The sequence below is a fragment of the Mesorhizobium sp. W050 genome (genome assembly GCF_054719535.1).
Genome location: NZ_JBTTIH010000001.1, coordinates 1,580,601 through 1,605,193, shown reverse-complemented (window position 1 = coordinate 1,605,193; position 24,593 = coordinate 1,580,601). Strand labels below are relative to the sequence as shown.

The window sequence follows — 24,593 nt, the reverse complement described above, 5'->3', positions numbered from 1 at the left end:
TTACCTCTTTCCCCGCAAGACGATCGAGACCCACACCAGCACGCCTATGCCGGTCGCGGCCATCGATTCCAGGGTATCCGAAACCGGCAATTCGACGAGGCGCCGAAGCCCCTCCAGAAGGATGTTGGCAGCAGCGATGCAGACAACGCCGATGACAATGCTGCGCAGCGACAGCAAAGATCCGGTGCTTTGCGCTTCAGCCATCAACGTGGCTCCTTGCCGAAGACGCGGATGTATTCGGCGACGCCGCCCTTGGCGAGCGCCTTGGCCTGCTTGCCCCAGTCGTCGCGCTCGATGCGGCCCTGGAAAGCGAGATATCCATCCACCCAGTCGCGCTCGGCCTTATTCCAGGATGCGACCTGTGTGAAGGTGAAGATGCCAAGCGAATGAAGGATGCCCTCGATCTTCGGGCCAATGCCCGAGATCAGCTTGAGATCGTCGACCGCAGCCGGCCTGTCGATTCCGGCCGGACGGTTCTTGTCCTCGAGCGACGGCTTTGCGGGTCTGGCTGTCGGCGCCTTGACGGTCGGGGCCACCGGGGCGTTGGCCGCTGGCGCCTTGAATTCCGGAGCGATGAAGGCAGCTGCCGGCGTGGAGGTGGTCTTCGGGCCATTACGCTGCTTGGCGACCTTCTCGACTTCAGGCGCCGCGGTGTTGGCGTTGGCGGCCGAATGCAGGGGCGCCGGGACGCTCGCCGCTTTTTCCGCCGCCGGTGCAACCTTGGCCCTGGAGGGCGACTTCAACGCCGAGCTGGTTTCCGGCGCATCGGTTTTCGGTTTGCCGGCGTTGGATGGCGCGACCGGGGCGGCCGCTGCAGGAGCGGCAGGAGCCGGAACAGGCGCCGCAATGATTGCGTCGGGCGCCGCGTGGGCAGCCTTGCTCGCCGCCCTGGCTTCCTTGTCGCGCGTTGCTTTGAGGATCGCCTTTTCGCTCTTCAGCGTCGTCAGGCCAGGCGCCGGCTCCGAGCCGGTTCTGCCGTTTTGCGGTCCCGTGGGAACCGAGGCGCCCTTGCCCGCATCGTAAAGATCGATGATTTCGGCCAGCCGCTCGGGGGTGAGATCCTCGAACGTATCCTTGAAGACCATCACCATCGGCGCGTTGACGCAGGCGCCGAGGCATTCGACTTCCTCCCACGACAGTGTGCCCTTGTCGTTGGTGTGGAACTGGTCGTGATGGATTTTCGAGCGGCACACATCCATCAGCGCTTCCGAGCCGCGCAGCATGCAGGGCGTGGTGCCGCAGACCTGGATATGTGCGCGCGTGCCGACCGGATTGAGCTGGTACTGCGTGTAGAAGGTCGCGACTTCGAGGCCGCGAATGCGCGGCATGCCGAGCATGTCCGAAATCGTCTCGATCGCCGCCTTGGTGACCCAGCCTTCCTGCTCCTGCGCAATCATCAGCAAGGGAATGATCGCCGACTGCTCGCGGCCCTTCGGATATTTCTTGATCCATTGCTTCGCAACCGCCGCATTCGCCCGGTTGAAGGCGAAGGAGGCTGGCTGGACGCTTGCTTCTGCGAGACGGCGGACTGACATTTAGCGATCGGGCCCCTGCTCTGCTACGAGAGCTATTGCGGTTTCACATTCTTTCTGATGAGAAAACGGAATGCGTTCGGCAGATCGAGCAACACTCGCAAATCGCTCTGCGGGCAACATGTATTGCCACAGCCCCAGAACAGTTTGCCTTACTTGAGGCGAGATCCATGCCATGACCGCATCAGCGTCGATGTCATCGTCGAACAAGTGCTCGTAAAAAGCGACACCAGCCGCATTCCAAATCTGTTTGTTCGGGTGAACGGCAGCCCATTGGGCGAACCCGTGCATTCTACCCAGCTTGTCGACGTCATTGTCGCGGTGGGCAAGGCGCGTCTTGGGTAGCAGGGTAAAAAAGAAGTCATAGATCGAACAGTGCTGAGTCGAGTTGTAAGAAGCCTCTGCGAACTCGACCGGCAGCATGGCTTTTGCCAATTCGCGCCACCGCGGTAGGGCAGCGTCGGCATTCCCTCGAACACCGACCTGAGAGCGCACTGTAGGATTGGCTGCCGCCATCACCGATCAACCTCCCCGAAGACGATATCGAGGGAACCCAGGACGGCAGTGACGTCGGCCAGCATGTGGCCGCGGCAGAGGAAATCCATGGCTTGCAGATGCGCGAAGCCGGGCGCGCGCAGCTTGCAGCGATAGGGCTTGTTGGTGCCGTCGGAGACGAGATAGACACCGAACTCGCCCTTCGGCGCCTCGACGGCAGCATAGACCTCGCCGGCCGGCACGCGATAGCCCTCGGTGTAGAGCTTGAAATGATGGATCAGCGCTTCCATCGAGCGCTTCATCGCCTGGCGCTTCGGCGGCACCACCTTGCCGTCGAGGTTCGACACCGGCCCGGTGCTCTCCTTGCCGAGCAGAAGGTCGACGCACTGGCGCATGATTTTCGCCGACTGGCGCATCTCTTCCATGCGCACGAGATAACGGTCGTAGCAGTCGCCGTTCTTGCCGATCGGGATGTCGAAATCCATCTCGGAATAGCATTCATAAGGCTGCGACTTGCGCAAATCCCAGGCCGCACCCGAGCCGCGCACCATGACGCCGGAAAAGCCCCAGGCCCAGGCGTCGGCAAGCGACACGATACCGATATCGACATTGCGTTGCTTGAAGATGCGGTTGCCGGTAAGCAGCCTGTCGAGGTCGTCAAGCGACTTCAGGAACGGGTCGATCCACTTGCCGATGTCCTCGACCAGCTTCGCCGGCAGATCCTGGTGCACGCCGCCGGGACGGAAATAGGCCGCATGCATGCGCGAACCGGAAGCGCGCTCATAAAACACCATCAGCTTTTCGCGTTCGACGAAACCCCACAGCGGCGGCGTCAGCGCGCCGATATCCAGCGCCTGCGTCGTCACATTGAGGATGTGCGACATGATGCGGCTGAGCTCGGAATAGAGCACGCGGATCAACTGGCCGCGCTTCGGCACTTCGATGCCGAGCAACCGCTCGGTGGCGAGCGCGAAGGCATGCTCCTGGTTCATCGGTGCGCAATAGTCGAGCCGGTCGAGATAGGGCACTGCCTGCAGATAGGTTTTGTGCTCGATCAGCTTTTCGGTGCCGCGATGCAGCAAGCCGATATGCGGATCGACGCGGTCGACCACCTCGCCGTCAAGCTCCAGCACAAGACGCAAAACACCGTGCGCCGCAGGGTGCTGCGGTCCGAAGTTGATGTTAAAGTTGCGGACGGAGGTTTCAGCCATTCTGGCGCCTCTGGCGAAGAGTCAGTAGTGAGTAGTGAGTAGTGATCATCAATCTCAATGCCTGCTTCATTCCGCCTGCTTGGCCTGCACCGTTCGGATAAGAGATCTCATCATTTTTCCAATCTCTTCGCATCGCAGCGGCAGCTCAATCTCATTGTCTTTTCGCAGCAGGCCAACCCGACATGCCAGCAGTATGTGTGTCTCCAGTTCCTTCAACGAGCCTTGCGCCATGCGCAAAAATTGAACGAACGACCCTCTGTTCTCCCGACCGTATCCCTCCGCGACGTTCGCTGCGACCGAAACCGCCGATCGGCGCATCTGAGAGGTCATGCCGTAAATCTCATCCCTCGGAAACTCTTTGGTGAAACGGTAGCAATCCTCAGCAAGCGTCATCGCCGATTGCCACACCTTCAAGTCGCGATAAGATTCGATCCGTTGCTCCAAATCTTTTGCTACTGACTACTCACTACTTCCTACTCACTGTTTCGCCTTCTCATCGCCCGGCAGGACGTAGTCCGTCCCTTCCCATGGCGAGAGAAAATCGAAGTTCCTGAATTCCTGCTTCAATTCCACCGGCTCGTAGATCACGCGCTTGGCTTCGTCGTCGTAGCGCACCTCGACGAAACCGGTCAGCGGGAAGTCCTTGCGCAGGGGATGGCCCTCGAAACCGTAGTCCGTGAGGATGCGGCGCAGGTCCGGATGGCCGGAGAACAGCACGCCATAGAGATCGTAGGCCTCGCGCTCATACCAGTCGGCGCCGGGATAGACAGCGGTGAGCGACGGCACCAGCGTCTCTTCGTCGGCCTGCACCTTGATGCGGATGCGCAAATTCTGCTTCGGCGAAAGCAAATGATAGACGACATCGAAACGCTTGACGCGCGACGGGTAGTCGGCGCCGCAGATATCGATGATCGAAATGAACTGGCAGCCCGAATTGTCACGCAGGAAGCTTGTCACCTCGATCAGATTGTCTGTAGCAACCGAGATCGTCAGTTCGCCATAGGCAAGCACCGCATCGGTGACGCGGCCCGGCAGCTTTTCGCCGAGATAGGTCGACAGTTCGCTCAGGGATGCGGCCATGGGTCTACCGTTCGATCGTGCCGGTGCGGCGGATCTTCTTCTGCAGGAGAAGAATGCCGTAGAGCAGCGCTTCGGCGCTCGGCGGGCAGCCGGGCACATAGATGTCGACCGGCACGATGCGGTCGCAGCCGCGCACCACCGAATAGGAATAGTGATAATAGCCGCCGCCATTGGCGCAGGAGCCCATCGAGATGACGTAGCGCGGCTCCGGCATCTGGTCGTAGACCTTGCGCAAAGCGGGGGCCATCTTGTTGGTCAGCGTTCCCGCCACGATCATTATGTCCGACTGGCGCGGCGACGCGCGAGGAGCCACGCCAAACCGCTCCGAATCATAGCGCGGCATCGAGGTGTGGATCATCTCGACGGCACAGCAGGCGAGACCGAAGGTCATGAACATCAGCGAGCCGCTGCGTGCCCAGGTGATCAGCGCCTCGGTCGAGGTGACCAGAAAACCCTTGTCGGCCAGTTCATTGTTGATCTCGAGGAAGAACGGATCGTCGGAACCGACCGGACGTCCGGTATTGGGGTCGATCAGGCCTTTGGGCTTCGGCGCGACGAGCGTTCCGGAACTGTCGTTCAATCCCATTCCAGCGCTCCTTTTTTCCACTCATAGGCAAAGCCGATGGTCAGCACCGCCAAAAACACCATCATCGACCAGAAACCGAGCATGCCGATCTTCGAGAACGACACCGCCCACGGAAACAGGAAGGCCACTTCCAGATCGAAGATGATGAACAGGATCGACACCAGGTAGAAGCGGATGTCGAATTTCATCCGGGCATCGTCGAACGAGTTGAACCCGCACTCGTAGGCGGAAAGCTTCTCCGGATCGGGATTGCGATAAGCCACCAGGAACGGCGCGATGATAAGCGCCAGGCCTACAACTGCGGCCACGGCGATGAAGAGGACGATGGGCAGGTATGAACTGAGGAGTACGTTCATGCTCGGCTTTCCGTTGGCGGCCAATCCACTTTGATTACAGCAACCAACCCTAATGCGGAAGCGCGACAGTTTAACCGCTGAACCGTTTTAGGTGCCTTTGCTGCAACGCGGCGAGGGTTAGCGCACGGCTTTCAGCGAAGCAAGTCAAACCTTGTTCAAAAGACAGTGCTGGACGGCAGGCCGGGAAAAACTGGTCCGATCTCCTCCTGTTTGATTTCCTTCATCTTTCACTCCACTTTTGTCTCCTGACACATCTCCCGCCATTTGCCTGCTAGCATGACCGGAATCGCCGGCTAAAGTCGGGAAAATGGTTCGAGGCAAGACACTTTGACGAAGGACAAAATCTCACTCCCCGCGGCCAGGCGCATCGCGCTCGCCGCGCAAGGATTTCTCGATCCCCGCCCGGTCGGCACGCCCGATCACCGCCACCTCGCCCGCGTGCTGTCGCGCACCGGCTTGCTGCAGATCGATTCCGTCAGCGCGGTGGTGCGCGCCCACTATATGCCGCTCTATTCGCGGCTTGGCCCCTACCCGCTGGCTTTGCTCGACAATGCGGCCATCACCCGCAAACGCACGGTGTTCGAATACTGGGCGCATGAGGCCTCGTTCCTGCCGGTCGAGACCTACCCGCTGATGCGCTGGCGCATGCAGCGGGCCGAGCAAGGCGACGAAATGTATCTCGGCCTCGCCAAATGGGGCCGCGAGCACGCCGCCTATATCGAAGAGATCTACCGCGCGGTCGCCGAGCGCGGCCCGATTGCCGCTTCGGCACTGGAAGGCCAGAAAGGTTCGGGCGGCTGGTGGGGCTGGAGCCACGCCAAGCACGCCTTCGAATGGCTCTTCTGGGCCGGACGCATCACCACGGCGCACCGCCGTGGCTTCGAACGCTTCTATGACCTGCCCGAGCGCGTGCTGCCGCAGGCGATCCTCGATCTGCCGGTGCCGGCGGCCGAGGACGCGCACCGCGAATTGCTGCGCATTTCCGCCCGCGCCCACGGCATCGCGACGTCGGGTGACCTGCGCGATTATTTCCGCTTGTCGCCGGCCGACATGAAGGGCCGGTTGGAGGAACTGGTCGAGATGGGCGAGTTGCTGCCGGTAAACGTCGAAGGTTGGGACAAGCCGGCTTACCTCTATAGGGACGCCCGCCTGCCGCGAAAGATCGAGGCCCGCGCCTTGCTGGCCCCCTTCGATCCGGTGGTCTTCGAGCGCGCGCGCACCGAGCGTCTCTTCGATTTCCGCTACCGCATCGAGATCTACACCCCGGCCGACAAGCGGCAATATGGCTATTACGTGCTGCCTTTCTTGCTCGGCGACAAGATCGTCGCCCGCGTCGACCTCAAGGCCGACCGGCCTGCGAGTGTCTTACGCGTCCACGCCGCCTATGCCGAAGCAGGCGCACCGCCTGAGACCACCGCACAGCTTTTCGAGGAACTAAAGGAGATGCAGGGCTGGCTTGGCCTTGAGCGCATCGAAGTGACGCCGGCCGGCAATCTGGGGCCGGCATTGGCTAGCGAGAGAGATGGCCAACCCTTGCAGCGTCTGTCATAGAGGCCTCAATAAGCCTCGTAGGTTGTGCAATGGCATCGGACAAAGTGCTCGACATGATCCATGGCGCCCTCATTGCGCATGGAATAGATGCAGTCCGCAGAGATAGGGACGTCATGCTCCAATCGAAGCAGCTTCGGTTTGAGGCTGAGGTGTTCGAGACGAGTTCTGACCGGCTGGTCCTGGAAATCTACATTTTTTCTCCGCTGCTTGATGTTCAGCCGGTCATTGAATCCTTTGCTGGCTTCGGCGACACGCGCGAACAGGAACTGAACCAGGCGTTTGAAAAGTTTCTCCGTGGTGTTTTCCATGTGGCCATTGAGGGACTGGCCGATCACGTCTGCGAGACCATGCAGGCCGAAATAGAGCTTTGGCAGCGAAGCAGCGCCAGTTGGAAGATCTGGCGAAAAGATGCCCGCTGGAAAATCTATAGCGGCCCGGTCATTTCCCAGGCCACAACCGAGCTATGCTCGCTGACACCAGGCTATCCAGCATTCTATGCCAAGCTGGAAAAGCTATTCACAGCTTCGGTACCCCCCGGAAGCCATTTTGTCCGGACCTTTCTGGCAGGCTTGAAGGGCACGCTGATTAGTGCCGAAGTCCTTCTGGACAACGCGGTTTGGCATGAGGGACAGAATCTGGCTGTCGGCCATGACTGGGACTATAGCGATGGCTATCAAGCTATCCGACAGGTCATCCTGGCACTGCCGGAAGCCGGGACATGACAGCCCCTGCCGACATCGCCATGTCGTAGCCGTGCGTTGACACCGCCGCCCGCAAAAGCCTAAATCCGCTGCAGACGGTCCCCTGCCCGCAACGGCAAGGGCCAAGAGGGAATGCGGTGCGGGATTTCGGTCCCAAATCCGCGGCTGTCCCCGCAACTGTAAGCGACGAGCCAAGGCCGAAAGCCACTGGGTAACACCGGGAAGGCGGCTAACCAAGGCGACGACCCGCGAGCCAGGAGACCTGCCGTCTGAGACAAAGTATCCGATCGCCTGGCGGGTTTCCGGGCAAGGAGCACGGTTTTTGGACCAGAACAGCAGTTTTTCGGCTGGCACAGCGGACATTGCGTCCGGCGACAACGACGCCCTGACCGGCGTGACCGTCATCGTCTGCGCCTCCTGCCGCGATGAGACCGGTTCCGACGCCCATCCGCGCGCCGGCGAATTGCTGGCTGAGGACACACGCCGCGCCGCTGCCGGCGATATCCGGGTCCGCACCGCCGAATGTCTCGGCAATTGCAAGCGCCGCCTCAGCGCCGCGATCCTGCGCGATGGCTGCTGGAGCTATGTCTTCGGCGATCTGACCGCAACCAGCGGCGCCGACCTCGTTACCGGCGCAAAGCTCTTCGCGACTTCGGCCGACGGCCTCATCCCGTGGCGCGGCCGGCCCGATAGCCTCAAGCGCGGCCTCGTTGCCCGCATCCCACCCCTCGACATGCTGAAGGACTGACGATGAACGCTTCAAACCCGGCCGCCAACCTCTCCCGTGTTCCCTGCACTGTCGTTACAGGCTTCCTCGGCGCCGGCAAGACGACGCTGGTCCGCCATCTCCTGGAAAATGCCGGCGGCAAGCGCATCGCCATCATCGTCAACGAGTTCGGCGACATCGGCATCGACGGGGAAATCCTGAAAGGCTGCGGCATCGACACCTGCCCCGAGGAAAACATCCTCGAACTGGCCAATGGCTGCATCTGCTGCACGGTCGCCGACGATTTCGTGCCCGCCCTCGACAAGATCCTCGCGCTGACACCTAAGGTTGACCACATCCTGATCGAGACCTCGGGCCTGGCTCTGCCCAAGCCGCTGGTCCAGGCGTTCCAGTGGCCAAGCGTGAAGAGCCGGGTGACCGTCGATGGCGTCATTGCCGTGGTAGACGGCCCGGCGCTGGCCGAGGGCCGCGTTGCCAACGATATGAACGCCCTGCAGGCACAGCGCGCTCAGGACGAGACGCTCGACCACGACGATCCGGTCGAAGAAGTCTTCGAGGACCAGATCGCCTGCGCCGATTTGATCATCCTGTCGAAGAGCGATCTAATGGACGCCCCCGGTTCGGCCCGCGCCAACGCCATCATCAATGAACATTCCGCCCGCGCCGTGAAGATCGTGCCGACCGCACATGGCAAGGTCGATCCCTCGGTGCTGCTCGGCCTCGGCCTCGCCGTCGAGGACGACATCGAGAACCGCAAATCGCACCATGACGGCGCCTTCGACCACGAGCATGACGATTTCGACACCTTCATCGTCGACATCCCCTCCATCACCAATCCGGACGAACTGGCCAGGCGCGTCGCCACGGTTGCCGAGGAAGAGAATGTGCTGCGTGTGAAAGGCTTCGTCGATGTCGGCGGCAAGCCGATGCGGCTTTTGCTGCAGGCCGTCGGCCCGCGCGTCAACCATTATTATGACCGCGCCTGGACGGCCGAGGACGATCGCCGCTCGCGTCTCGTTGTCATCGGCCTGAAGGGGCTGAACCGCCCGGCGATCGAGCGTATACTCGCCGGCTGATCTCAGGAGCAATTCCAGGAAAAGTGTGAAACGGTTTTCCCACAGGAATTGCGTAAAAACAAGGAGATAGAGCGGTTCGCCGTTCCGTGAAACGGTGAAACGCACTAAGCCGCGATGCACATACTCGCCACGACCTCCGCCTCGCTCGACGATCTCGCCGAGCCAGTTGATCTCCGGCAGACGCCGGCGGATATCGTGGCGCTGTCCTTCACCGACAGCGACCTCGCCGGCCTCGCGGCGGCCTGGACGGCCGATGCCGTCCGCCTGCCGTCGATGCGGCTGGCGGCGCTGCGCGACCTGCGCCATCCCATGTCCGTGGACCTCTGGATCGACAGCGTCGCCCGCCACGCCAAGGTGATTTTGGTGCGCATCCTCGGCGGCTACGACTGGTGGCGCTATGGCTGCGACCAGCTTGCCGCGACTGCCCGTGCGAACGGCATCAAGCTGGCGCTGCTGCCGGGCGAGAGCCACGACGAGGATCTCAGGCTGATCGAAGCCTCGACGCTGCCGCGCGAGGAGCTGGACGGCCTGCTGGGCTATTTCCGCGAGGGCGGGCCGGAGAATATGGCAGCGCTGATGCAGCGGCTGGCGGGGTTGGCTGGGTCGGATGCGGCGGTTGCAGAGCCGGTCAGCGTGCCGAAAGCTGGCTACTACGAGCCAGGCCGCGGCGTCGTAGGCAAGTTGGATTTGGCCGATGTCGGCGTTCCTTCACACCCCCCTCTGTCCTGCCGGACATCTCCCCCGCAAGGGGGGAGATCAGCCGGCGCGGACCTCGGCACTTTTTCTGCCCAGTCGATAATAGATTCCTCTGCAACATCCCCGATTGGCGAAAGCGTCGATGACAGCGCAATCTCCCCCCTTGCGGGGGAGATGTCCGGCAGGACAGAGGGGGGTGGGCGGGAACTCGGCGCAGACAACATCAACCTTCCCATCATCCCCATCCTATTCTACCGCTCGATGCTGCTGGCCGCCGATGTCGCGCCAATCGATGCCCTCTTTGATGCACTCCGCCAGCGCGGCATGAGACCGATCCCGATCTTCGTCTCCAGCCTCAAAGACCCGACCTCCCTGGCCTTCGTCGGAACCGCGCTGGCCACGCTCAAGCCCACCGCCATCATCACCGCAACGGCCTTCGCTTCCGGTGCCGAACCCGGCGTCGAAACGCTCTTCGACCGCGCCGGCGTGCCGGTCTTACAGGTCATCGTCGCCACCACCCGCCGCGACGTCTGGGACAACAACCAGCGCGGCCTGGCGCCCGCCGACCTCGCCATGCATGTCGTGCTGCCCGAACTCGACGGCCGCATCCTCGCCGGCGCGATTTCCTTCAAGGGCGAGAGCGAGACCGACCCGGCGCTCGGCCACCGCGCCTTCGCCAACCGGCCGGAACCGGATCGCGTGGCGCAAGTGGCGGACAGGCTAGCGGCGTTCACACGGTTGCAGCAGACGCCCCGCGCGACGCGTAAGTTGGCGATCCTCATTCCGGACTATCCGAGTGCGCCCGGCCGCACTGGCTATGCCGTGGGCCTGGATGTGCCGTCCAGCGTGCTGGCCATGCTGCATGACCTGAAGGAGCAGGGCTACGACGTTGAAGGGATTCCGCAAACGCCGCGTGCGCTGCTGGACGCGTTGGAGCGGAGCGATGGTGGGCTGGGGCTGGATGAGTATCTGGACTTCTCAAAGGATTTGCCGGCTGATGCACTGGCTGCAGTCGAGGCGGCATGGGGCGCTCCTTCACCCTCCCCCTTGTGGGGAGGGTCGGTTCGCGACATTCGCGAAGCGGATGGCGCGAAACGGGGTGGGGGTAGCGGTGCACCACCCCCACCCGGCCCTGCGGGCCACCCTCCCCACAAGGGGGAGGGTAAGAGCGGCTTCCCCTTCCGCGCCGCCACCTTCGGCAACATCACTGTCGCTCTCGCCCCCGACCGTGGCCGCTCGGCCGACCGGCGCGCCGATTACCACGACCCGACGCTGCCGCCGCGCCACGATCTGCTGGCCTTCGGCCTGTGGCTGCGCAAATCGCTCCGCATCCATGCTCTCATCCATGTCGGCGCCCATGGCACGCTGGAATGGCTGCCCGGCAAGACGGTTGCGCTCTCACAAAACTGCTTCCCCGAGATCGCCACCGGCTCGCTGCCCGTCATCTATCCCTTCATCGTCTCCAATCCCGGCGAGGCGGCGCAAGCCAAGCGGCGCATAGCAGCCGTCACGCTAGGCCATCTGCCGCCACCACTGGCAGCTGCTGGCCTTGATGAAGAGCAGCACAAGCTCGAGCGCCTCGTCGACGAATACGCCCAGGCCGACGGCCTCGACCGCCGCCGGCGCGATCGTCTGGCCAAGCTGATCGTCGACACCGCGCAAAAGACCGGCCTCGCCTCCGAAGCCGGCGTCGCCAAAACCGACGCGCCCGACGAGGCGCTGCGCCGCATCGACGCCTGGCTCTGCGACCTCAAGGATTTCGCCATCAAGGACGGCCTGCACATCTATGGCCGCGCTCCCGACGACGAGCCCGACGCCATGCGCGTGCAAAGCGCGGAGGCCGAGAAAGCAGCACTTCTTGCCGCGCTCGACGGCCGTCACATCAAGGCGGGTCCGGCGGGCGCACCGGCGCGTGGCCGCTCCGACGTGCTGCCCACCGGCCGCAACCTGTTCACCTCCGACCCGCGCACCATGCCGACGCCGACCGCCTACGATCTGGGAAAGGCGGCGGCAGAAGAAGTCGTGCGCGGCTATATGCAGTCGCATGGCGACTGGCCGCGCTCGCTGGTCATCGACCTCTGGGGCTCGGCCTCGCTGCGCACCGGCGGCGAGCAGATCGCGCAAGGCCTGGCGCTGATGGGCTGCCGGCCGCAATGGGATTCGGCCACCGGCCGCATCACCGGCATCGAAGTGCTGCCGCCGGCCACGCTCGGTCGCCCGCGCGTCGATGTCACCTGGCGGATTTCGGGTCTGTTCCGCGACATGTTCCCGACCCAGATCGCGCTGATCGACGCCGCCGCCAACGCCGTAGCCGCGCGCGACGAGGACGATTCGGAAAACCCGCTCGCCGCCAGAACCCGCGCCGATGGCAAGATCGGCCCGCGCATCTTCGGCACCTCGCCCGGCACCTACGGCGCCGGCGTCGAGGACCTGCTGTCCAGCGGCGACTGGGTCGGGCGCGAAGAAATCGGCCGCGCCTATCTCGATGCGACATCGCATGCCTATGGCGGCGCCGAGGGCGAAGGCATTGCCTCCCCCGGCGCTTTCGAGACCCGCATCGCCGAGGCCGATCTGCTCGTCCACACCGGCGACGATCCCGGCCGCGACATTCTCGAGGGCTCCGCCGACGTCGCCTTCATCGGCGGCTTTTCGGCTGCACTTGCGACGCTCGGCCGAAATGCCGACGTCATCGTGCTCGACACCACCGACCCGCACAAGCCGAAGCCGCGCTCGGTCGGCGAGGCTGTGTCGCGGGTTGTGCGGGCGCGAGCCGTCAATGCGCGTTTCATCGCCGGCCAGATGCGGCACGGCCCGCGCGGCGCCTCCGAATTCGCCGAAACGGTCGACCGCCTCATCGGCTTCGCTGAAACCACGCACGCCATTTCAGGCGCGCTGATCGAGGCCGTGCATGATGCCTATGTCGGTGATCCCGATGTCCGCGCCTTCATCCTGCGCGAAAACCCGGCCGCAGCCAAAGTCATCGCCGAACGCTTCCTGTCGGCGCGCCGGCGTGGTCTCTGGCATCCCTTGCGCAACGCGATCGACGACGATCTCGCGGCGTTGATCGCCGAGGCCGAGGCGCTCGGGGTCGCGGCATGAACGCCTTCTCGCGCCGCGGCGCCTGTCCGGCTCTCTCGGCGCCGATGCAGACCGGCGATGGCCTGCTGGTGCGGCTCAACCCGGTTGCTGGAGGGCTTTCCCCCAAGTCGCTGATCGGACTCTGCGAATCCGCCTTGAAGCGCGGCAACGGCATCATGGAAGTGACCGCACGAGGCAGCCTGCAGATACGCGGCCTGACGGCGGAAAGTGCGGTGCTGTTGGCGGCGGAGGTCGATGCACTGGGGATTGCAGTGCGTACCGGCGTGCCGGTCGAGACCGGGCCGCTGGCCGGCATCGATCCGCGGGAGATTGCCGATCCGCGATCTTTGGCTGAGCGGGTCAGGGCTGCGGTCGAGGAAGCTGGGCTGACGCCAAGGCTCGGGCCGAAGGTTTCGGTGGTTGTCGATGGCGACGGGCAGTTGACGATGGATGGGGTGACGGCCGATGTCAGGCTGAAGGCGGTGCGGGACGGCGCTAGCGTTCTGTGGACTGTATCTGTCGCTGTTGACGGTCAAAGCGCGAGGCCGCTTGCGACGGCCGATGAGGATGCAGCGCGCGATATTGCGGTTGCTGCGCTGAGGATGGTTGCCGAGAAGGGGCGTGACGCACATTCTCGGGATTTGTCGGAGAGGCAATTGGCCTCTCTCGCAAGCTGGCATTCCCTCGCGCCCCCCTCTGTCCTGCCGGACATCTCCCCCACAAGGGGGGAGATCAGCAGGGTCGCCGGCGGCTCTCCACTTTCGACGCTGAAAATTGGCGAAATCGCCCACGAAGACGCAATCTCCCCCCTTGAGGGGGAGATGTCCGGCAGGACGGAGGGGGGTGTGCAGGATCGCCGGCCTATCGGTCTTTTCCCCTTATCCAACGACACCACCGCTCTCGGCATAGCCCTCCCCTATGGCAGCATGCCGGCCGAAAAACTCATCGCCCTCGCCCAAAGCGCCCTGTCCCTCGGCGTCGCCGAAATCCGCCTCGCCCCCGGCCGCGCCTTGCTTTTCCTCGGCCAACCATCGTCCGCAAACCACCTCCTGCAGGCCACCGCCACCGCGCTCGGCTTCGTCACCACCGCCGCCGACCCGCGCACCCGCATCGCCGCCTGCCCCGGCACCCCTGCGTGTGCCTCCGGCCGCATCGCCACGCGCGACATCGCCGAGACAATCGCCGCCGAAAACGCTGATATCCTCGACTTCACACTGCACATTTCCGGCTGCGCCAAGGGCTGCGCTCACCCCGGCTCTGCCGCGCTAACAATCGTCGGCGGCGAAAACGGAGCCGGACTTGTCGTGAACGCGACGGCAAAGGCCCTTCCTGCGGGCTACAGGCCGGGCTATGACGCCGCGCGCGGCATCGGTCGCGTCGCAGCGATGGTCCGCAGCGCTCAATATCCAGGTGAAACCGCCGCCGCCTGCCTGACAAGGCTCGGACCGGCGGCAATCGCCGAAAGCTACCGACAGGAATAAGCATGGCCGCCTACGATTACATCCATGACGGCAACGCCATCTATGAGCGCTCTTTTGCCATCATCCGCGCCGAGGCCGATTTGTCCCGCTTTTCCGAGGCCGAGGCCGACATTGCCATCCGCATGATCCATGCCTGCGGCCAGGTCGAAGCATCAAGTCATTTTGTTTTCTCCAGCGATTTCGTTGCCGCCGCCCGCAGCGCCTTGACGGCCGGCGCACCGATCTTCTGCGACGCCGAAATGGTCTCGCATGGCGTCACCCGCGCCCGGTTGCCGGCCGGCAACGAGGTGATCTGCACCTTGCGCGACCCGCGCACGCACGACATCGCCAAGCAGATCGGCAACACCCGCTCGGCCGCGGCAATCGATCTGTGGGGCGAGCGTATGGCCGGTTCGGTGGTCGCCATAGGCAATGCGCCGACGGCACTGTTCTATCTCCTGGAAAAATTGCGCGACGGCGCGCCGAAGCCGGCGGCGATCATCGGCATGCCGGTCGGCTTCGTCGGGGCCGCCGAATCCAAGGATGCGCTGGTGCAGAATTCCTATGGCGTGCCCTACGCCATCGTGCGCGGCAGGCTTGGCGGCAGCGCCATGACTGCAGCCGCGCTCAATTCGCTGGCGAGGCCCGGCCTGTGAACGCAGCTGTCAAAGAAGATCTGGCAAAAGGCCGCCTCGTCGGCGTCGGCACCGGTCCCGGCGATCCCGAACTCTTGACGCTGAAAGCCGCGCGCGTCCTGGCCGAGGCCGATGTCGTTGCCTATTTCGCCAAGCGCGGCAACAATAGCAACGCGCGCGCCATCGTCGAGGCGCGTTTCCGGCCGGATATGCTGGAACTGCCGCTTCTCTATCCCGTCACCACCGAGATCGACAAGGATCACGACGACTACCGTTCGCAGATCACCGATTTCTACGAGGAGTCGGCCGAGAAGGTCGCCGAACACCTCGAAGCCGGCCGCATGGTCGCCGTGCTCTCCGAAGGCGACCCGCTGTTCTACGGCTCCTACATGCACCTGCATGTCCGCCTCGCCCATCGCTTCCCGACCGAAGTCATCCCCGGCGTCACCGCCATGTCGGGCTGCTGGTCGCAGACCGGCGTGCCGATCGTCCAGGGCGACGATGTCCTGACGGTTTTGCCCGGCACGATGAGCGAGTTCGAGCTGACACGCCGTCTCGCCGACACGGATGCCGCCGTCATCATGAAGGTCGGCCGCAACCTGCCCAAGATCAGGCGGGCGCTGGAAGCCACCGGCAAACTGACCCGCGCCGTCTATGTCGAGCGCGGCACCATGGCCGGCAGCGTTTCGTTGAAGCTCGCCGACAAGCCGGACGACAAGGCCCCCTATTTCGCCATCGTGCTGGTCGCCGGCTGGTCCGGCCGGCCTGGCGTTATGGGAGGCACGCCGTGAGCGGCCGGCTCACCGTCATCGGCCTTGGGCCCGGCAATGCCGACCAGGTGACGCCGCAAGCCAGCCGCGCCGTCGCCGAGGCAAAGTTCTTCTATGGCTACAAGCCGTATCTCGACCGGCTTGATCTTCGCCCGGATCAAACCCGCGTCGCCTCGGATAATCGCGAGGAACTCGCCCGCTCCAAGGACGCGCTGGTAAAGGCGGCGGACGGCCATGACGTCGCCGTCGTCTCCGGCGGCGATCCCGGCGTGTTCGCCATGGCGGCCGCCGTCTGCGAGGCGATCGAGGCCGGTCCGGCCGAATGGCGCACCGTCGATGTCACTGTCGTGCCCGGCGTCACCGCCATGCTGGCGGTTGCCGCCCGCATCGGCGCGCCGCTCGGCCATGATTTCTGCGCCATCTCGCTGTCCGACAATCTGAAGCCGTGGGACTTGATCGAACTGCGCCTCCTGGCGGCGGCCGGCGCCGGCTTCGTCATCGCGCTCTATAACCCGATCAGCAAGGCGCGCCCTTGGCAGCTCGGCCGTGCCTTCGAATGCCTGGCCGCCATCCTGCCCGGCACCACGCCGGTCATCTTCGGCCGCGCCGCCGGCCGCCCGGACGAGCGCATCGAGGTCTTTTTGCTGGCCGATGTCGACGCGCAAAAAGCCGACATGGCGACCTGCATCATCATCGGTTCGCCGGAAACACGGATCATCAAGCGCGGCGACAAACCGGCGCTGGTCTACACGCCGCGCTCCGCGACGGGGTCGAGACCATGATCGATCATCGCGGCCAATGCTTCGACAGTTTCGGCCGACGGCACCTCCGGCAGGATGGGCCTGCGCACCATCACCACCTCGATACCGAGCGCCCGCGCCGCCGCGATCTTGCCGTAGGTCGCCTCACCGCCGCTGTTCTTGGACACGACACCATCGATGCGGTGCTCCTCGAGCAGTGCGCGTTCATCCGCCTCGCGAAACGGCCCGCGCGCCAGAAGGTAGGTCGCATCCGGCACCGCCAGTTTCGGCTCGACCGGATCGACGCTGCGGATGAGGTAGTGATGCTGCGGCGCCGCCTCGAAAGCCGCGACCTCTTGCCGGCCGAGCGCCAGGAAGGCGCGGCGCGGCGTCGATCCAAGCGCGTGCACCGCATCGCCTGTCGTATCGACCTGCGTCCAGCGGTCGCCGTCGACAGGCTTCCAGCCGGGACGGCGCAGCGCCAGGATCGGCACACCGGTCAGGCGCGAGGCTTGCGCCGCATTGGCGGATATCTGCGCCGCATAGGGATGTGTGGCGTCGATCAGCAGGTCGATGCCCGCCTCCCTGAGATAGGCGGCCAGCCCGTCGGCGCCGCCAAATCCGCCGCTGCGCACCGGCACGCCTTGCGCGACCGGGCTTTCGGTGCGGCCGGCCAGCGACAGGGTGACACGGAAATCTTCCACCAGTTTTTCGGCCAATTGGCGCGCTTCTGTCGTGCCGCCAAGGATCAGAATCTTCTTCATGAGCACCATGTTGAACAGCGTCGGCGCTGCCCCTCACCCCTACCCTCTCCCCGTGAAGAACGGGGAGAGGGAGGCGTCAGAGCCGGAGCTTCTCCCTTCTCCCCGTCACTACACGGGGAGAAGGTGCCGGCAGGCGGATGAGGGGCGGCGCGACATGTCAAAAAAACAGCCCACGCCAAAATGGCTTACAATCGTCGGCATCGGCCAGGACGGTTTAGCGGGTCTCGGCGACGAGGCCAAGCGGCTGATCGCGCAAGCCGAATTCGTCTTCGGCGGCAAGCGGCATCTGGCGCTGGTGGCCTCCCTGGCCAAGGGCGAGGCGCGCGCCTGGCCGGTTCCTTTCGATGCCGGCATGGCAGACGTGCTGGCGCTGGCCGGCCGGCAGGTCTGCGTGCTCGCCTCCGGCGATCCGTTCTTCCATGGTGTCGGCGCTACGCTTGCCCGCAAGGTGAAGCCTGGGCAAATGCATGTTATCCCCGCGCCGTCAGCGACTTCGCTGGCCGCCGCACGGCTCGGCTGGGCGTTGCAGGACATCGAAGTGATCTCGCTGCATGGCCGCCCACTCGATCTGATCCGGCCGCTGCTGCATCCCAGGGCGCGCATCCTGGCGCTGACATCGGACGGCGACGCACCAGCGACAATAGCGCGCCTGCTCGCAGAGCTCGACTTCGGCGGTTCGCGGCTGACCGTTCTGGAAGCGCTGGGCGGACCGAACGAGAAGCTTCGCTTGGCACGTGCCGACGCTTTCGATCTCAGAGACATCAATCCGCTCAACGTGCTGGCGCTTGAGCTTGAATCGACACAAGAGGCCCGCATCCTGCCGCTGACCGTTGGCCGCGCCGACCATCTGTTCGAGCACGACGGCCAGATCACCAAGCACGACATCCGCGCCATCACGCTTGCGGCGCTGGCGCCGAGGCGTGGCGAATTGCTGTGGGACATCGGCGCCGGTTCCGGCTCCATCGGCATCGAATGGATGCTCGCTCACCCCTCGATGCGCGCCATCGCCATCGAGGCCAACAGCGACCGCGCCGCCCGCATCGTCCGCAACGCCGCGCATTGCGGCGTGCCCGGTCTTGTCGTGGTGGAAGGGTCGGCGCCCAAGGCACTGGCCGGGCTGGACACGCCGGATGCGATCTTCATCGGCGGAGGTGGCAGCGACGCCGGCGTACTGAACGCCGCCATCAAGGCGCTGCCATCCCGTGGCCGTCTCGTTGCCAATGCGGTGACGCTGGAGATGGAGGCGCTGCTTCTCGCGGAGCACATCAAGCGCGGCGGCGACCTTACCCGCATCACCATTTCCCGCGCTTCTCCTGTCGGTTCGATGCAGGCCTGGCGCCCGGCCATGCCGGTCACCCAGTGGAGCTGGGTGAAGCCATGATGGTGGCGGGCATCGGCAGCCGGAAGGGCGTGAGCGTCGAAGACGTGCTCGCGGCGATCGAAACCGCCCTCGAAGCGCACGGGCTGGCGATAACGGCGCTGTCGGCCTTGGCGACCGCCGCGCTCAAGAAAGACGAAGAAGCGATCTCTGCCGCTGGCCGCACGCTCAACCTTCCCGTCATCATCGTTGATGACGCAGCACTTCAGGCCGTCTCGTCGGAGGCACTCAGCAAATCCGATCTCTCGCAGGATCTCGCCGGCACACCCTCCGTCTCAGAAGCCTCCGCCCTTACCGTTGCCGGCCCCGGTGCAAAGCTGCTTGGTCCACGCACCGTGCTCGGCCCGGTCACCTGCGCCATCGCCATCAGCGGAGACGCGCCATGACCGTGCATTTCATCGGCGCCGGTCCCGGCGCCGCCGACCTCATCACACTGCGCGGCGCCAAGCTGCTGGCAAGCTGCCCGGTCTGTCTGCATGCCGGCTCGATCGTCGCGCCGGAATTGCTGCAACACTGCGCACCGGGGACCAAACTGATCGATACGGCGCCGATGTCACTCGACGAAATCGAGGTCGAATATGTGACAGCCCACCAGGCCGGCCACGATGTCGCCCGCCTGCATTCCGGCGACCTCTCGGTGTGGAGCGCCGTGGCCGAGCAGATCCGCCGGCTGGAAAAACACGGCATTCCTTACACGCTGACGCCGGGCGTTCCCTCTTTCGCCGCCGCAGCCGCAGCCCTTCGCCGCGAACTGACCATTCCCGAGGTGGCGCAAAGCCTGGTGCTGACCCGCGTCTCCGGCCGCGCCTCGAAAATGCCGCCGGGCGAAACGCTGGCCGGCTTCGGCCGCACCGGCGCCACACTGGCCATTCATCTCGCCATCCACGCCATCGACCGAGTCGTCGCCGAATTGTCGCCGCATTATGGCGGCGATTGCCCGGTGGCGATCGTCTTTCGCGCTTCATGGCCGGACGAGCACGTGCTGACCGGCACGCTCGCCACGATCGAGGCACTGCTCGCCGCCGACCCGATGGAGCGCACGGCGATCATCTTCGTCGGCCGCTCGCTGGCAGCGGAAGGTTTTGGCGAGAGTTCATTGTACGACGCCCACTACCAGCGGCGTTTCCGGGGACGGGACGGATTGTGAGCGGCAAGACCAAAAGCGAAAACACCACGCTCGAACAGGCCCTTGCCCGGCTGAACTTCAAGCCGCGCCGGCTTGAGCCGGGCCATGTCTGGCTGGCCGGCGCCGGCCCCGGCGATCCCGGCTGCCTGACGCTGGAAGTGCTGGCGGCATTGGCCGAGGCCGACGCTGTGGTCTATGACGCGCTGGTCTCCTCTGACGTTGTCGCCGTTGCGGACAATGCCCAGCTGTTCTTTGCAGGAAAACGCGGCGGCAAACCGTCCATGAGGCAGGACGATATCACCGCTTTGCTGGTGCGGCTGGCACGCGAGGGCCGCCGCGTCGTCCGGCTGAAGGGCGGCGATCCCTATATTTTCGGCCGCGGCGGCGAAGAGGCGCTGGCGCTGGCGCGCGAAAAAATCCCTTTCCGCGTCATGCCCGGCCTGACATCGGGGCTGAGCGCGCTGGCCGCCACCGGCATTCCCGCAACCATGCGCGGCATCAACAAGGCGATCATCCTGGCGACAGGTCATGCCGCCGGCACAGATGACGATCTCGACTGGGGCGCGATCGCCCGCACCGGCCAGCCGGTGGTCATCTATATGGGCATGGCCAATCTGCCTGTTATCGCCGCGTCGCTGCTCGAAGGCGGGCTGGCGCCGTCGACGCCGGCGGCTGTCGTCGTTTCGGCGACGACACCGCAGGAGCGGACCGTCGTCGCGACACTCGCCACCATTTCCGAAGCGGCCGCCGCGGCGGAATTGGCCTCGCCGGCCCTCATTGTCGTCGGCGGCATCGTCGCCATGCGCGCGGCACTGGCGGGTAACGCATGACCCGCGCCATCATCATCGGCGCGCCGCGTTCCGGCTCCGGCAAGACCAGCGTCACCATCGGCATTTTGCGCGCACTCGCCCGGCGCGGCATCAAGGTGCGCGGCGCCAAGTCCGGCCCCGACTATATCGATCCGGGTTTTCATACCGCCGCCACCGGCCTGTCCGGCGTCAACCTGGACAGCTGGGCGATGTCGCCTGACCTGCTCAACGCGTTGGCCGGCAATGCCACCGAGGACGCCGATTTTATCTTCCTCGAAAGCGCCATGGGCCTGTTCGACGGCATCCCGGCCGGACAAGGCCGCACCGGCTCGGCCGCCGATCTGGCGCGGCTCTACCACCTGCCGGTGCTTTTGGTGCTCGACGTCTCGGGACAGTCGACGACGGCGGCCGCCGTCGCCAAGGGCTTTGCCACCTATGATCCCGATGTGCGCATGGCCGGAATCGTGCTCAACCGCCTCGGCAGCGAGCGCCACCGCAAGCTGTGCAGCGAGGCGATCGAAGCGCTCGGCCTGCCGGTCGTCGGCGCCATCCTGCGCGATCCCACGCTCAATTTGCCGGAGCGCCATCTCGGCCTCGTCCAAGCCGGCGAATATGCCGACCTGATGACGCATCTCGACCGCCTCGCCGACATGGTCGAGAAATCCCTCGACCTTGACGCCATCATGGCGCTGGCCGCGCCGTTTTCGCCGTCACCGGGCAGTTTCGAAAATGCCTTGCAGCCGCCCGGCCAGCGCATCGCACTCGCCGAAGATGCCGCTTTCACCTTCCTCTATCCGCACGTTGCCGCCCACTGGCGTCAGGCCGGCGCCGAGATCGTGCCGTTCTCGCCGCTCGCCGACGAAGCACCGGCGCAGGATTGCGATGTCTGCTGGCTGCCCGGCGGCTATCCCGAGCTTCACGCCGGCCGCCTCGCGGCGGCGACCAATTTCCGAGCTGGCATGGCAAGGTTTGCCGAGACCAAACCCATCCATGGCGAGTGCGGCGGCTTCATGGTGCTGGGCGAAGCGCTGGAGGACGCGGCCGGCGAGACGCACGCCATGCTTGGCCTGCTCGGCCATTCCACCAGCTTTGCCAAGCGCAAGATGAACCTCGGCTACCGCGAGGCACGCCTGCGCGCCGCCTGTCCGCTGGGGCCGCAAGGCGCGCTGATCCGTGGCCATGAATTCCACTATGCGCAGATGATCGCCACCGGCAATGACGAGCCGCTGGCCGACCTAGCCGATGGCCAGGGCAATCCGCTCGGCGCCTCCGGCTATCGCCGCGGCCTTGTCAGCGGCACCTTCTTCCACGCCATTGCGAGGAGTGCATGACCGCCGTGCCCTCACCCCGGCAAGCGCTCGACGACGTCGCGCTTTGCCTCGTCTTCTTCACCCGGCTGCCGCTGCCGGTCTTCGACTTTCGTGGCCGCAGCCTGGCCGATGCGATCTGGGCGGCGCCTGCCGCCGGCCTCGCGGTCGCTTTGGTCGGCGCCGTCGTCTACGCCATCGGGGTAAAGCTCGGTCTCGCCGCTGGGCCGGCGGCCGCACTTGCGCTTGCAGCAACCCTGCTCGCCACCGGCTGCCTGCATGAGGATGGGCTGTCGGATGTCGCAGATGGCTTTGGCGGCGGCAAGACGCGCGATAAAAAACTCGAGATCATGCGCGACAGCCGTATCGGCGCCTATGGCGCTTCGGCGCTTGGCCTGTCGATGCTCATTCGCTGGAGCGCGCTGTCGCAACTGGCCGATCCGACAAGCGTTCTCTTCGCGCTGATCGCCGCCCATGCCGCCTCGCGAGGCCTGCTCGGCGCGTTCATGCATCTGGCGCCGGCGGCGCGCAGTGACGGCCTGTCTGCCGGCGCCGGGACCGTCTCGACCCAGACAGCTGTTCTCGGCGCCGTGCTCGGGGCCATCCCGCTTCTGACTCTGGGGCTCGGCGGCGCCTTTGCCGCACTGATCCTGCTCGCTCTCGTGTTCAGCGCCTTGCGCGCGCTCTGCCTCAACCAGATTGGCGGCCACACCGGTGACACGATCGGCGCCCTGCAGCAGCTGGGCGAGATCACTGTCCTGCTCGTCGCTTCCGTTTCCCTGTCCTGATTCTTCCCCGGAGATTCCTTCCCCATGCCATTCAAATCATTCGACGAACTGCGCGCCGCCTGTCTCGATCTGCCTGCCGGCAGCGATACCGCCGCCAACGCCGTCGCCCGCCGCCAGGACACGCTGACCAAGCCTCAAGGCAGCCTGGGCCGGCTGGAAACTCTCGCCGCCTGGCTGGGGCGCTGGCAGGGTCGCGACATGCCGAAACTCGACCGCGTCAAAGTCTTCGTGTTCGCCGGCAACCACGGTGTGACGGCGCAAGGCGTTTCAGCCTTTCCCTCGGAAGTGACGGTGCAGATGGTGGCGAATTTCGCCGGCGGCGGCGCCGCCATCAACCAGCTTGCCCGCATCGCCGGCGCGGAACTCGACGTCATCCCGCTCGATCTCGATCATCCGACCGGCGACTTCACTGACGTGCCGGCAATGGACGAAAAAAACTTCCTCGCCGCCGTCTCGGCTGGCTATGACGCGGTGACGAAAGACCTGGACCTCGTCTGTTTCGGCGAGATGGGCATCGGCAACACCACGCCGGCGGCCGCCATCTCGACCGCCCTGTTCGGCGGCGGCGCTGAAAAATGGACCGGGCGCGGCACCGGCGTCGACGATGCCGGGCTGAAGCGCAAGGTCATCGCCATTGAATCCGGCCTCAAGCGCCATGCCGACGCGCTGTCCGACCCGCTGAAGATCGCCGCCGCCCTTGGCGGACGAGAACTCGCCGCCACCTTCGGCGCCACGCTCGCCGCCCGCCGCAACAATGTCCCGGTGCTGCTCGATGGCTTCGTCTGCACGGCGGCGGCAGCGCCCTTGGCGCGGCTGCACCCGTCTGGCCTCGCCCACACCATCGCCGCCCATGTCTCGGCCGAATCCGGCCACCGCCGCCTGCTCGAAGTGCTCGGCCTGCCGCCGCTACTCGACCTCGGCATGCGGCTCGGCGAAGGCTCCGGCGCCTGCCTAGCCGTCAACATCGTCCGCTCGGCGCTGGAGTGCCACACGGGCATGGCGAGCTTTGCCGAGGCTGGTGTTTCGGAGAAGTAGCTAGAGCGATTTGACGGGAGGGCGCCGGCCCGAACCTTCACTGACCATCGTCGGGCCGATCACTGGCATTCCGGGCTGGTGGCTCGAACAGCACGGCCGCTGAAAGATTCCCCACCTGGGGGTTGGCCCGCTGCTTCTGTGGTGGGCTCTTTTTACTGGCACTATTCGCCGCCGTTGCCGACAAAATGTGATTGACGTAACGGTGACCAGGCGCAATCATTACGGATTGGGCAGGGTGAGGGCGTTTTCAATGAAACTCGTTGTCTTTGGCGTAGCAATAGTATTGGCCGCTACCGGAGCAGCTGCTGCGAAAGAGAAGAAAAAGGTGGCCACCGCTCAGGCTACAACCTCGTGTTCTACAGCTCATAAGAAGGCTGGCAGCAAGCCGACCGCGAAACCGGATTGCAAATCGACAGGCACCGTGGTTGCGCGACCGTCAAATAGGGCCGAAAACTTCCTGGATCATTATAATCCGCGCTTAGGGTATGACACCAGTCCGTGGTTTCAAACTGGCTTTAATTGATGGCGGCTTCGGCTTCCGGGCTTTTCTTAATCCAGCGCGGCCTTCACTCCTTCGCCAAATAGCGCACCGGCTTACCGGCCGCCGAGTTTAAGGCAAACCTGCCCCAGCATGTCGAGGCGCGTCAACGCGTCCGGCATTCCAAGGTCTTCCACCAACTCTTCTAGAAATT

26 protein-coding genes and 1 riboswitch are annotated in these 24,593 nt (G+C 64.7%); of the genes, 17 read left to right on the top strand and 9 right to left on the bottom strand.

The window, feature by feature from the left end; genetic code table 11:
* The 8 genes from ACYG9Y_RS07670 to ACYG9Y_RS07635 form a co-directional block, all read right to left on the bottom strand.
* Positions 1 to 204, bottom strand: coding sequence for a hypothetical protein (locus ACYG9Y_RS07670; RefSeq protein ID WP_023739144.1), 204 nt, complete (start codon positions 202 to 204; stop codon positions 1 to 3).
* Positions 204 to 1,535 carry an NADH-quinone oxidoreductase subunit E gene (locus ACYG9Y_RS07665; protein WP_023670821.1) on the bottom strand — a complete coding sequence of 444 codons (1,332 nt, stop codon included), beginning with the start codon at positions 1,533 to 1,535 and terminating at the stop codon, positions 204 to 206. Before ACYG9Y_RS07665 ends, ACYG9Y_RS07670 begins: the two co-directional genes overlap by 1 nt.
* A complete protein-coding gene (locus ACYG9Y_RS07660) occupies positions 1,536 to 2,048 on the bottom strand; it encodes a DUF7674 family protein (protein WP_023700376.1) in 513 nt (170 codons plus the stop codon).
* Positions 2,048 to 3,238, bottom strand: coding sequence for an NADH-quinone oxidoreductase subunit D (locus ACYG9Y_RS07655; protein ID WP_023685196.1), 1,191 nt, complete (start codon positions 3,236 to 3,238; stop codon positions 2,048 to 2,050). Before ACYG9Y_RS07655 ends, ACYG9Y_RS07660 begins: the two co-directional genes overlap by 1 nt.
* Before the next feature lie 66 nt (positions 3,239 to 3,304).
* Positions 3,305 to 3,682, bottom strand: coding sequence for a four helix bundle protein (locus tag ACYG9Y_RS07650; protein ID WP_031196361.1), 378 nt, complete (start codon positions 3,680 to 3,682; stop codon positions 3,305 to 3,307).
* A 33-nt stretch (positions 3,683 to 3,715) separates the two neighbouring features.
* Positions 3,716 to 4,318, bottom strand: coding sequence for an NADH-quinone oxidoreductase subunit C (locus tag ACYG9Y_RS07645; protein ID WP_023685194.1), 603 nt, complete (start codon positions 4,316 to 4,318; stop codon positions 3,716 to 3,718).
* 4 nt (positions 4,319 to 4,322) lie between these two features.
* Entirely contained in the window at positions 4,323 to 4,904 is a 582-nt protein-coding gene (locus tag ACYG9Y_RS07640; RefSeq protein WP_023670824.1) for a NuoB/complex I 20 kDa subunit family protein, read from the bottom strand.
* A complete protein-coding gene (locus ACYG9Y_RS07635; protein ID WP_023670825.1) occupies positions 4,895 to 5,260 on the bottom strand; it encodes an NADH-quinone oxidoreductase subunit A in 366 nt (121 codons plus the stop codon). Before ACYG9Y_RS07635 ends, ACYG9Y_RS07640 begins: the two co-directional genes overlap by 10 nt.
* Positions 5,261 to 5,587: 327 nt before the next feature.
* Between ACYG9Y_RS07635 and ACYG9Y_RS07630 the strand changes: the two genes are divergently transcribed.
* The 9 genes from ACYG9Y_RS07630 (at position 5,588) to ACYG9Y_RS07590 (ending at position 16,736) form a co-directional block, all read left to right on the top strand.
* Positions 5,588 to 6,811: a winged helix-turn-helix domain-containing protein gene (locus ACYG9Y_RS07630; RefSeq protein ID WP_352608376.1), complete on the top strand. Its 1,224-nt coding sequence runs from the start codon at positions 5,588 to 5,590 to the stop codon at positions 6,809 to 6,811.
* A gap of 29 nt (positions 6,812 to 6,840) precedes the next feature.
* Complete coding sequence (locus ACYG9Y_RS07625; RefSeq protein WP_023739145.1) at positions 6,841 to 7,533, top strand: DUF6348 family protein; 693 nt, start codon at positions 6,841 to 6,843, stop codon at positions 7,531 to 7,533.
* A 58-nt stretch (positions 7,534 to 7,591) separates the two neighbouring features.
* Positions 7,592 to 7,796, top strand: a riboswitch (cobalamin riboswitch).
* 38 nt (positions 7,797 to 7,834) lie between these two features.
* Positions 7,835 to 8,260 (top strand): DUF1636 family protein, encoded by a 426-nt coding sequence (locus ACYG9Y_RS07620; protein WP_023700378.1) that lies wholly within the window; start codon positions 7,835 to 7,837, stop codon positions 8,258 to 8,260.
* 2 nt (positions 8,261 to 8,262) lie between these two features.
* Complete coding sequence (cobW, locus tag ACYG9Y_RS07615) at positions 8,263 to 9,315, top strand: cobalamin biosynthesis protein CobW (RefSeq protein WP_023739146.1); 1,053 nt, start codon at positions 8,263 to 8,265, stop codon at positions 9,313 to 9,315.
* A gap of 114 nt (positions 9,316 to 9,429) precedes the next feature.
* Complete coding sequence (gene cobN, locus ACYG9Y_RS07610; protein ID WP_352608381.1) at positions 9,430 to 13,110, top strand: cobaltochelatase subunit CobN; 3,681 nt, start codon at positions 9,430 to 9,432, stop codon at positions 13,108 to 13,110.
* Positions 13,107 to 14,570 carry a precorrin-3B synthase gene (gene cobG / locus ACYG9Y_RS07605; protein ID WP_023739147.1) on the top strand — a complete coding sequence of 488 codons (1,464 nt, stop codon included), beginning with the start codon at positions 13,107 to 13,109 and terminating at the stop codon, positions 14,568 to 14,570. Before cobN ends, cobG begins: the two co-directional genes overlap by 4 nt.
* 2 nt (positions 14,571 to 14,572) lie before the next feature.
* Complete coding sequence (locus ACYG9Y_RS07600; protein ID WP_023739148.1) at positions 14,573 to 15,205, top strand: precorrin-8X methylmutase; 633 nt, start codon at positions 14,573 to 14,575, stop codon at positions 15,203 to 15,205.
* The gene (locus ACYG9Y_RS07595) at positions 15,202 to 15,975 is read left to right on the top strand and encodes a precorrin-2 C(20)-methyltransferase (protein ID WP_031199068.1); all 774 of its coding nucleotides are present in this window, start codon (positions 15,202 to 15,204) and stop codon (positions 15,973 to 15,975) included. Before ACYG9Y_RS07600 ends, ACYG9Y_RS07595 begins: the two co-directional genes overlap by 4 nt.
* Complete coding sequence (locus ACYG9Y_RS07590) at positions 15,972 to 16,736, top strand: precorrin-3B C(17)-methyltransferase (protein ID WP_023700382.1); 765 nt, start codon at positions 15,972 to 15,974, stop codon at positions 16,734 to 16,736. The genes ACYG9Y_RS07595 and ACYG9Y_RS07590 overlap by 4 nt, the downstream gene beginning before the upstream one ends.
* On the opposite strand, the gene ACYG9Y_RS07585 is transcribed toward ACYG9Y_RS07590, so the two are convergent.
* Positions 16,700 to 17,458, bottom strand: coding sequence for a cobalt-precorrin-6A reductase (locus ACYG9Y_RS07585; RefSeq protein WP_032903654.1), 759 nt, complete (start codon positions 17,456 to 17,458; stop codon positions 16,700 to 16,702). The genes ACYG9Y_RS07590 and ACYG9Y_RS07585 overlap by 37 nt on opposite strands.
* A gap of 154 nt (positions 17,459 to 17,612) precedes the next feature.
* Between ACYG9Y_RS07585 and ACYG9Y_RS07580 the strand changes: the two genes are divergently transcribed.
* The 8 genes from ACYG9Y_RS07580 to ACYG9Y_RS07545 all read left to right on the top strand — a co-directional run bounded on the left by ACYG9Y_RS07580 (position 17,613) and on the right by ACYG9Y_RS07545 (position 24,424).
* The gene (locus tag ACYG9Y_RS07580) at positions 17,613 to 18,839 is read left to right on the top strand and encodes a bifunctional cobalt-precorrin-7 (C(5))-methyltransferase/cobalt-precorrin-6B (C(15))-methyltransferase (RefSeq protein ID WP_023739151.1); all 1,227 of its coding nucleotides are present in this window, start codon (positions 17,613 to 17,615) and stop codon (positions 18,837 to 18,839) included.
* On the top strand, positions 18,836 to 19,222 hold the full coding sequence (locus ACYG9Y_RS07575; RefSeq protein ID WP_023685183.1) for a cobalamin biosynthesis protein: 387 nt from the start codon (positions 18,836 to 18,838) through the stop codon (positions 19,220 to 19,222). The genes ACYG9Y_RS07580 and ACYG9Y_RS07575 overlap by 4 nt, the downstream gene beginning before the upstream one ends.
* Positions 19,219 to 19,983 carry a precorrin-4 C(11)-methyltransferase gene (gene cobM / locus ACYG9Y_RS07570; RefSeq protein WP_023685182.1) on the top strand — a complete coding sequence of 255 codons (765 nt, stop codon included), beginning with the start codon at positions 19,219 to 19,221 and terminating at the stop codon, positions 19,981 to 19,983. Before ACYG9Y_RS07575 ends, cobM begins: the two co-directional genes overlap by 4 nt.
* Positions 19,980 to 20,792, top strand: a complete 813-nt coding sequence (gene cobA, locus ACYG9Y_RS07565; protein ID WP_023685181.1) for a uroporphyrinogen-III C-methyltransferase — start codon at positions 19,980 to 19,982, stop codon at positions 20,790 to 20,792. The genes cobM and cobA overlap by 4 nt, the downstream gene beginning before the upstream one ends.
* Entirely contained in the window at positions 20,789 to 22,102 is a 1,314-nt protein-coding gene (locus ACYG9Y_RS07560; protein WP_023739152.1) for a cobyrinate a,c-diamide synthase, read from the top strand. Before cobA ends, ACYG9Y_RS07560 begins: the two co-directional genes overlap by 4 nt.
* The gene (gene cobS, locus ACYG9Y_RS07555; RefSeq protein ID WP_031194701.1) at positions 22,099 to 22,866 is read left to right on the top strand and encodes an adenosylcobinamide-GDP ribazoletransferase; all 768 of its coding nucleotides are present in this window, start codon (positions 22,099 to 22,101) and stop codon (positions 22,864 to 22,866) included. The genes ACYG9Y_RS07560 and cobS overlap by 4 nt, the downstream gene beginning before the upstream one ends.
* Before the next feature lie 24 nt (positions 22,867 to 22,890).
* A complete protein-coding gene (gene cobT, locus ACYG9Y_RS07550; protein WP_023685178.1) occupies positions 22,891 to 23,901 on the top strand; it encodes a nicotinate-nucleotide--dimethylbenzimidazole phosphoribosyltransferase in 1,011 nt (336 codons plus the stop codon).
* A gap of 250 nt (positions 23,902 to 24,151) precedes the next feature.
* Positions 24,152 to 24,424, top strand: a complete 273-nt coding sequence (locus ACYG9Y_RS07545; RefSeq protein ID WP_155923538.1) for a hypothetical protein — start codon at positions 24,152 to 24,154, stop codon at positions 24,422 to 24,424.
* Positions 24,425 to 24,593: the final 169 nt, after the last annotated feature.

Excerpts from the sequence above, each read along its gene's own strand:
- ACYG9Y_RS07670 (WP_023739144.1), bottom strand. The coding sequence starts at position 204 with ATGGCTGAAGCGCAAAGCACCGGATCTTTGCTGTCGCTGCGCAGCATT.
- ACYG9Y_RS07665 (WP_023670821.1), bottom strand. The coding sequence starts at position 1,535 with ATGTCAGTCCGCCGTCTCGCAGAAGCAAGCGTCCAGCCAGCCTCCTTC.
- ACYG9Y_RS07660 (WP_023700376.1), bottom strand. The coding sequence starts at position 2,048 with ATGGCGGCAGCCAATCCTACAGTGCGCTCTCAGGTCGGTGTTCGAGGG.
- ACYG9Y_RS07655 (WP_023685196.1), bottom strand. The coding sequence starts at position 3,238 with ATGGCTGAAACCTCCGTCCGCAACTTTAACATCAACTTCGGACCGCAG.
- ACYG9Y_RS07645 (WP_023685194.1), bottom strand. The coding sequence starts at position 4,318 with ATGGCCGCATCCCTGAGCGAACTGTCGACCTATCTCGGCGAAAAGCTG.
- ACYG9Y_RS07640 (WP_023670824.1), bottom strand. The coding sequence starts at position 4,904 with ATGGGATTGAACGACAGTTCCGGAACGCTCGTCGCGCCGAAGCCCAAA.
- ACYG9Y_RS07635 (WP_023670825.1), bottom strand. The coding sequence starts at position 5,260 with ATGAACGTACTCCTCAGTTCATACCTGCCCATCGTCCTCTTCATCGCC.
- ACYG9Y_RS07625 (WP_023739145.1), top strand. The coding sequence starts at position 6,841 with ATGGCATCGGACAAAGTGCTCGACATGATCCATGGCGCCCTCATTGCG.
- cobW (WP_023739146.1), top strand. The coding sequence starts at position 8,263 with ATGAACGCTTCAAACCCGGCCGCCAACCTCTCCCGTGTTCCCTGCACT.
- cobN (WP_352608381.1), top strand. The coding sequence starts at position 9,430 with ATGCACATACTCGCCACGACCTCCGCCTCGCTCGACGATCTCGCCGAG.
- cobG (WP_023739147.1), top strand. The coding sequence starts at position 13,107 with ATGAACGCCTTCTCGCGCCGCGGCGCCTGTCCGGCTCTCTCGGCGCCG.
- ACYG9Y_RS07600 (WP_023739148.1), top strand. The coding sequence starts at position 14,573 with ATGGCCGCCTACGATTACATCCATGACGGCAACGCCATCTATGAGCGC.
- ACYG9Y_RS07585 (WP_032903654.1), bottom strand. The coding sequence starts at position 17,458 with ATGAAGAAGATTCTGATCCTTGGCGGCACGACAGAAGCGCGCCAATTG.
- ACYG9Y_RS07580 (WP_023739151.1), top strand. The coding sequence starts at position 17,613 with ATGTCAAAAAAACAGCCCACGCCAAAATGGCTTACAATCGTCGGCATC.
- ACYG9Y_RS07575 (WP_023685183.1), top strand. The coding sequence starts at position 18,836 with ATGATGGTGGCGGGCATCGGCAGCCGGAAGGGCGTGAGCGTCGAAGAC.
- cobM (WP_023685182.1), top strand. The coding sequence starts at position 19,219 with ATGACCGTGCATTTCATCGGCGCCGGTCCCGGCGCCGCCGACCTCATC.
- ACYG9Y_RS07560 (WP_023739152.1), top strand. The coding sequence starts at position 20,789 with ATGACCCGCGCCATCATCATCGGCGCGCCGCGTTCCGGCTCCGGCAAG.
- cobS (WP_031194701.1), top strand. The coding sequence starts at position 22,099 with ATGACCGCCGTGCCCTCACCCCGGCAAGCGCTCGACGACGTCGCGCTT.
- cobT (WP_023685178.1), top strand. The coding sequence starts at position 22,891 with ATGCCATTCAAATCATTCGACGAACTGCGCGCCGCCTGTCTCGATCTG.
- ACYG9Y_RS07545 (WP_155923538.1), top strand. The coding sequence starts at position 24,152 with ATGAAACTCGTTGTCTTTGGCGTAGCAATAGTATTGGCCGCTACCGGA.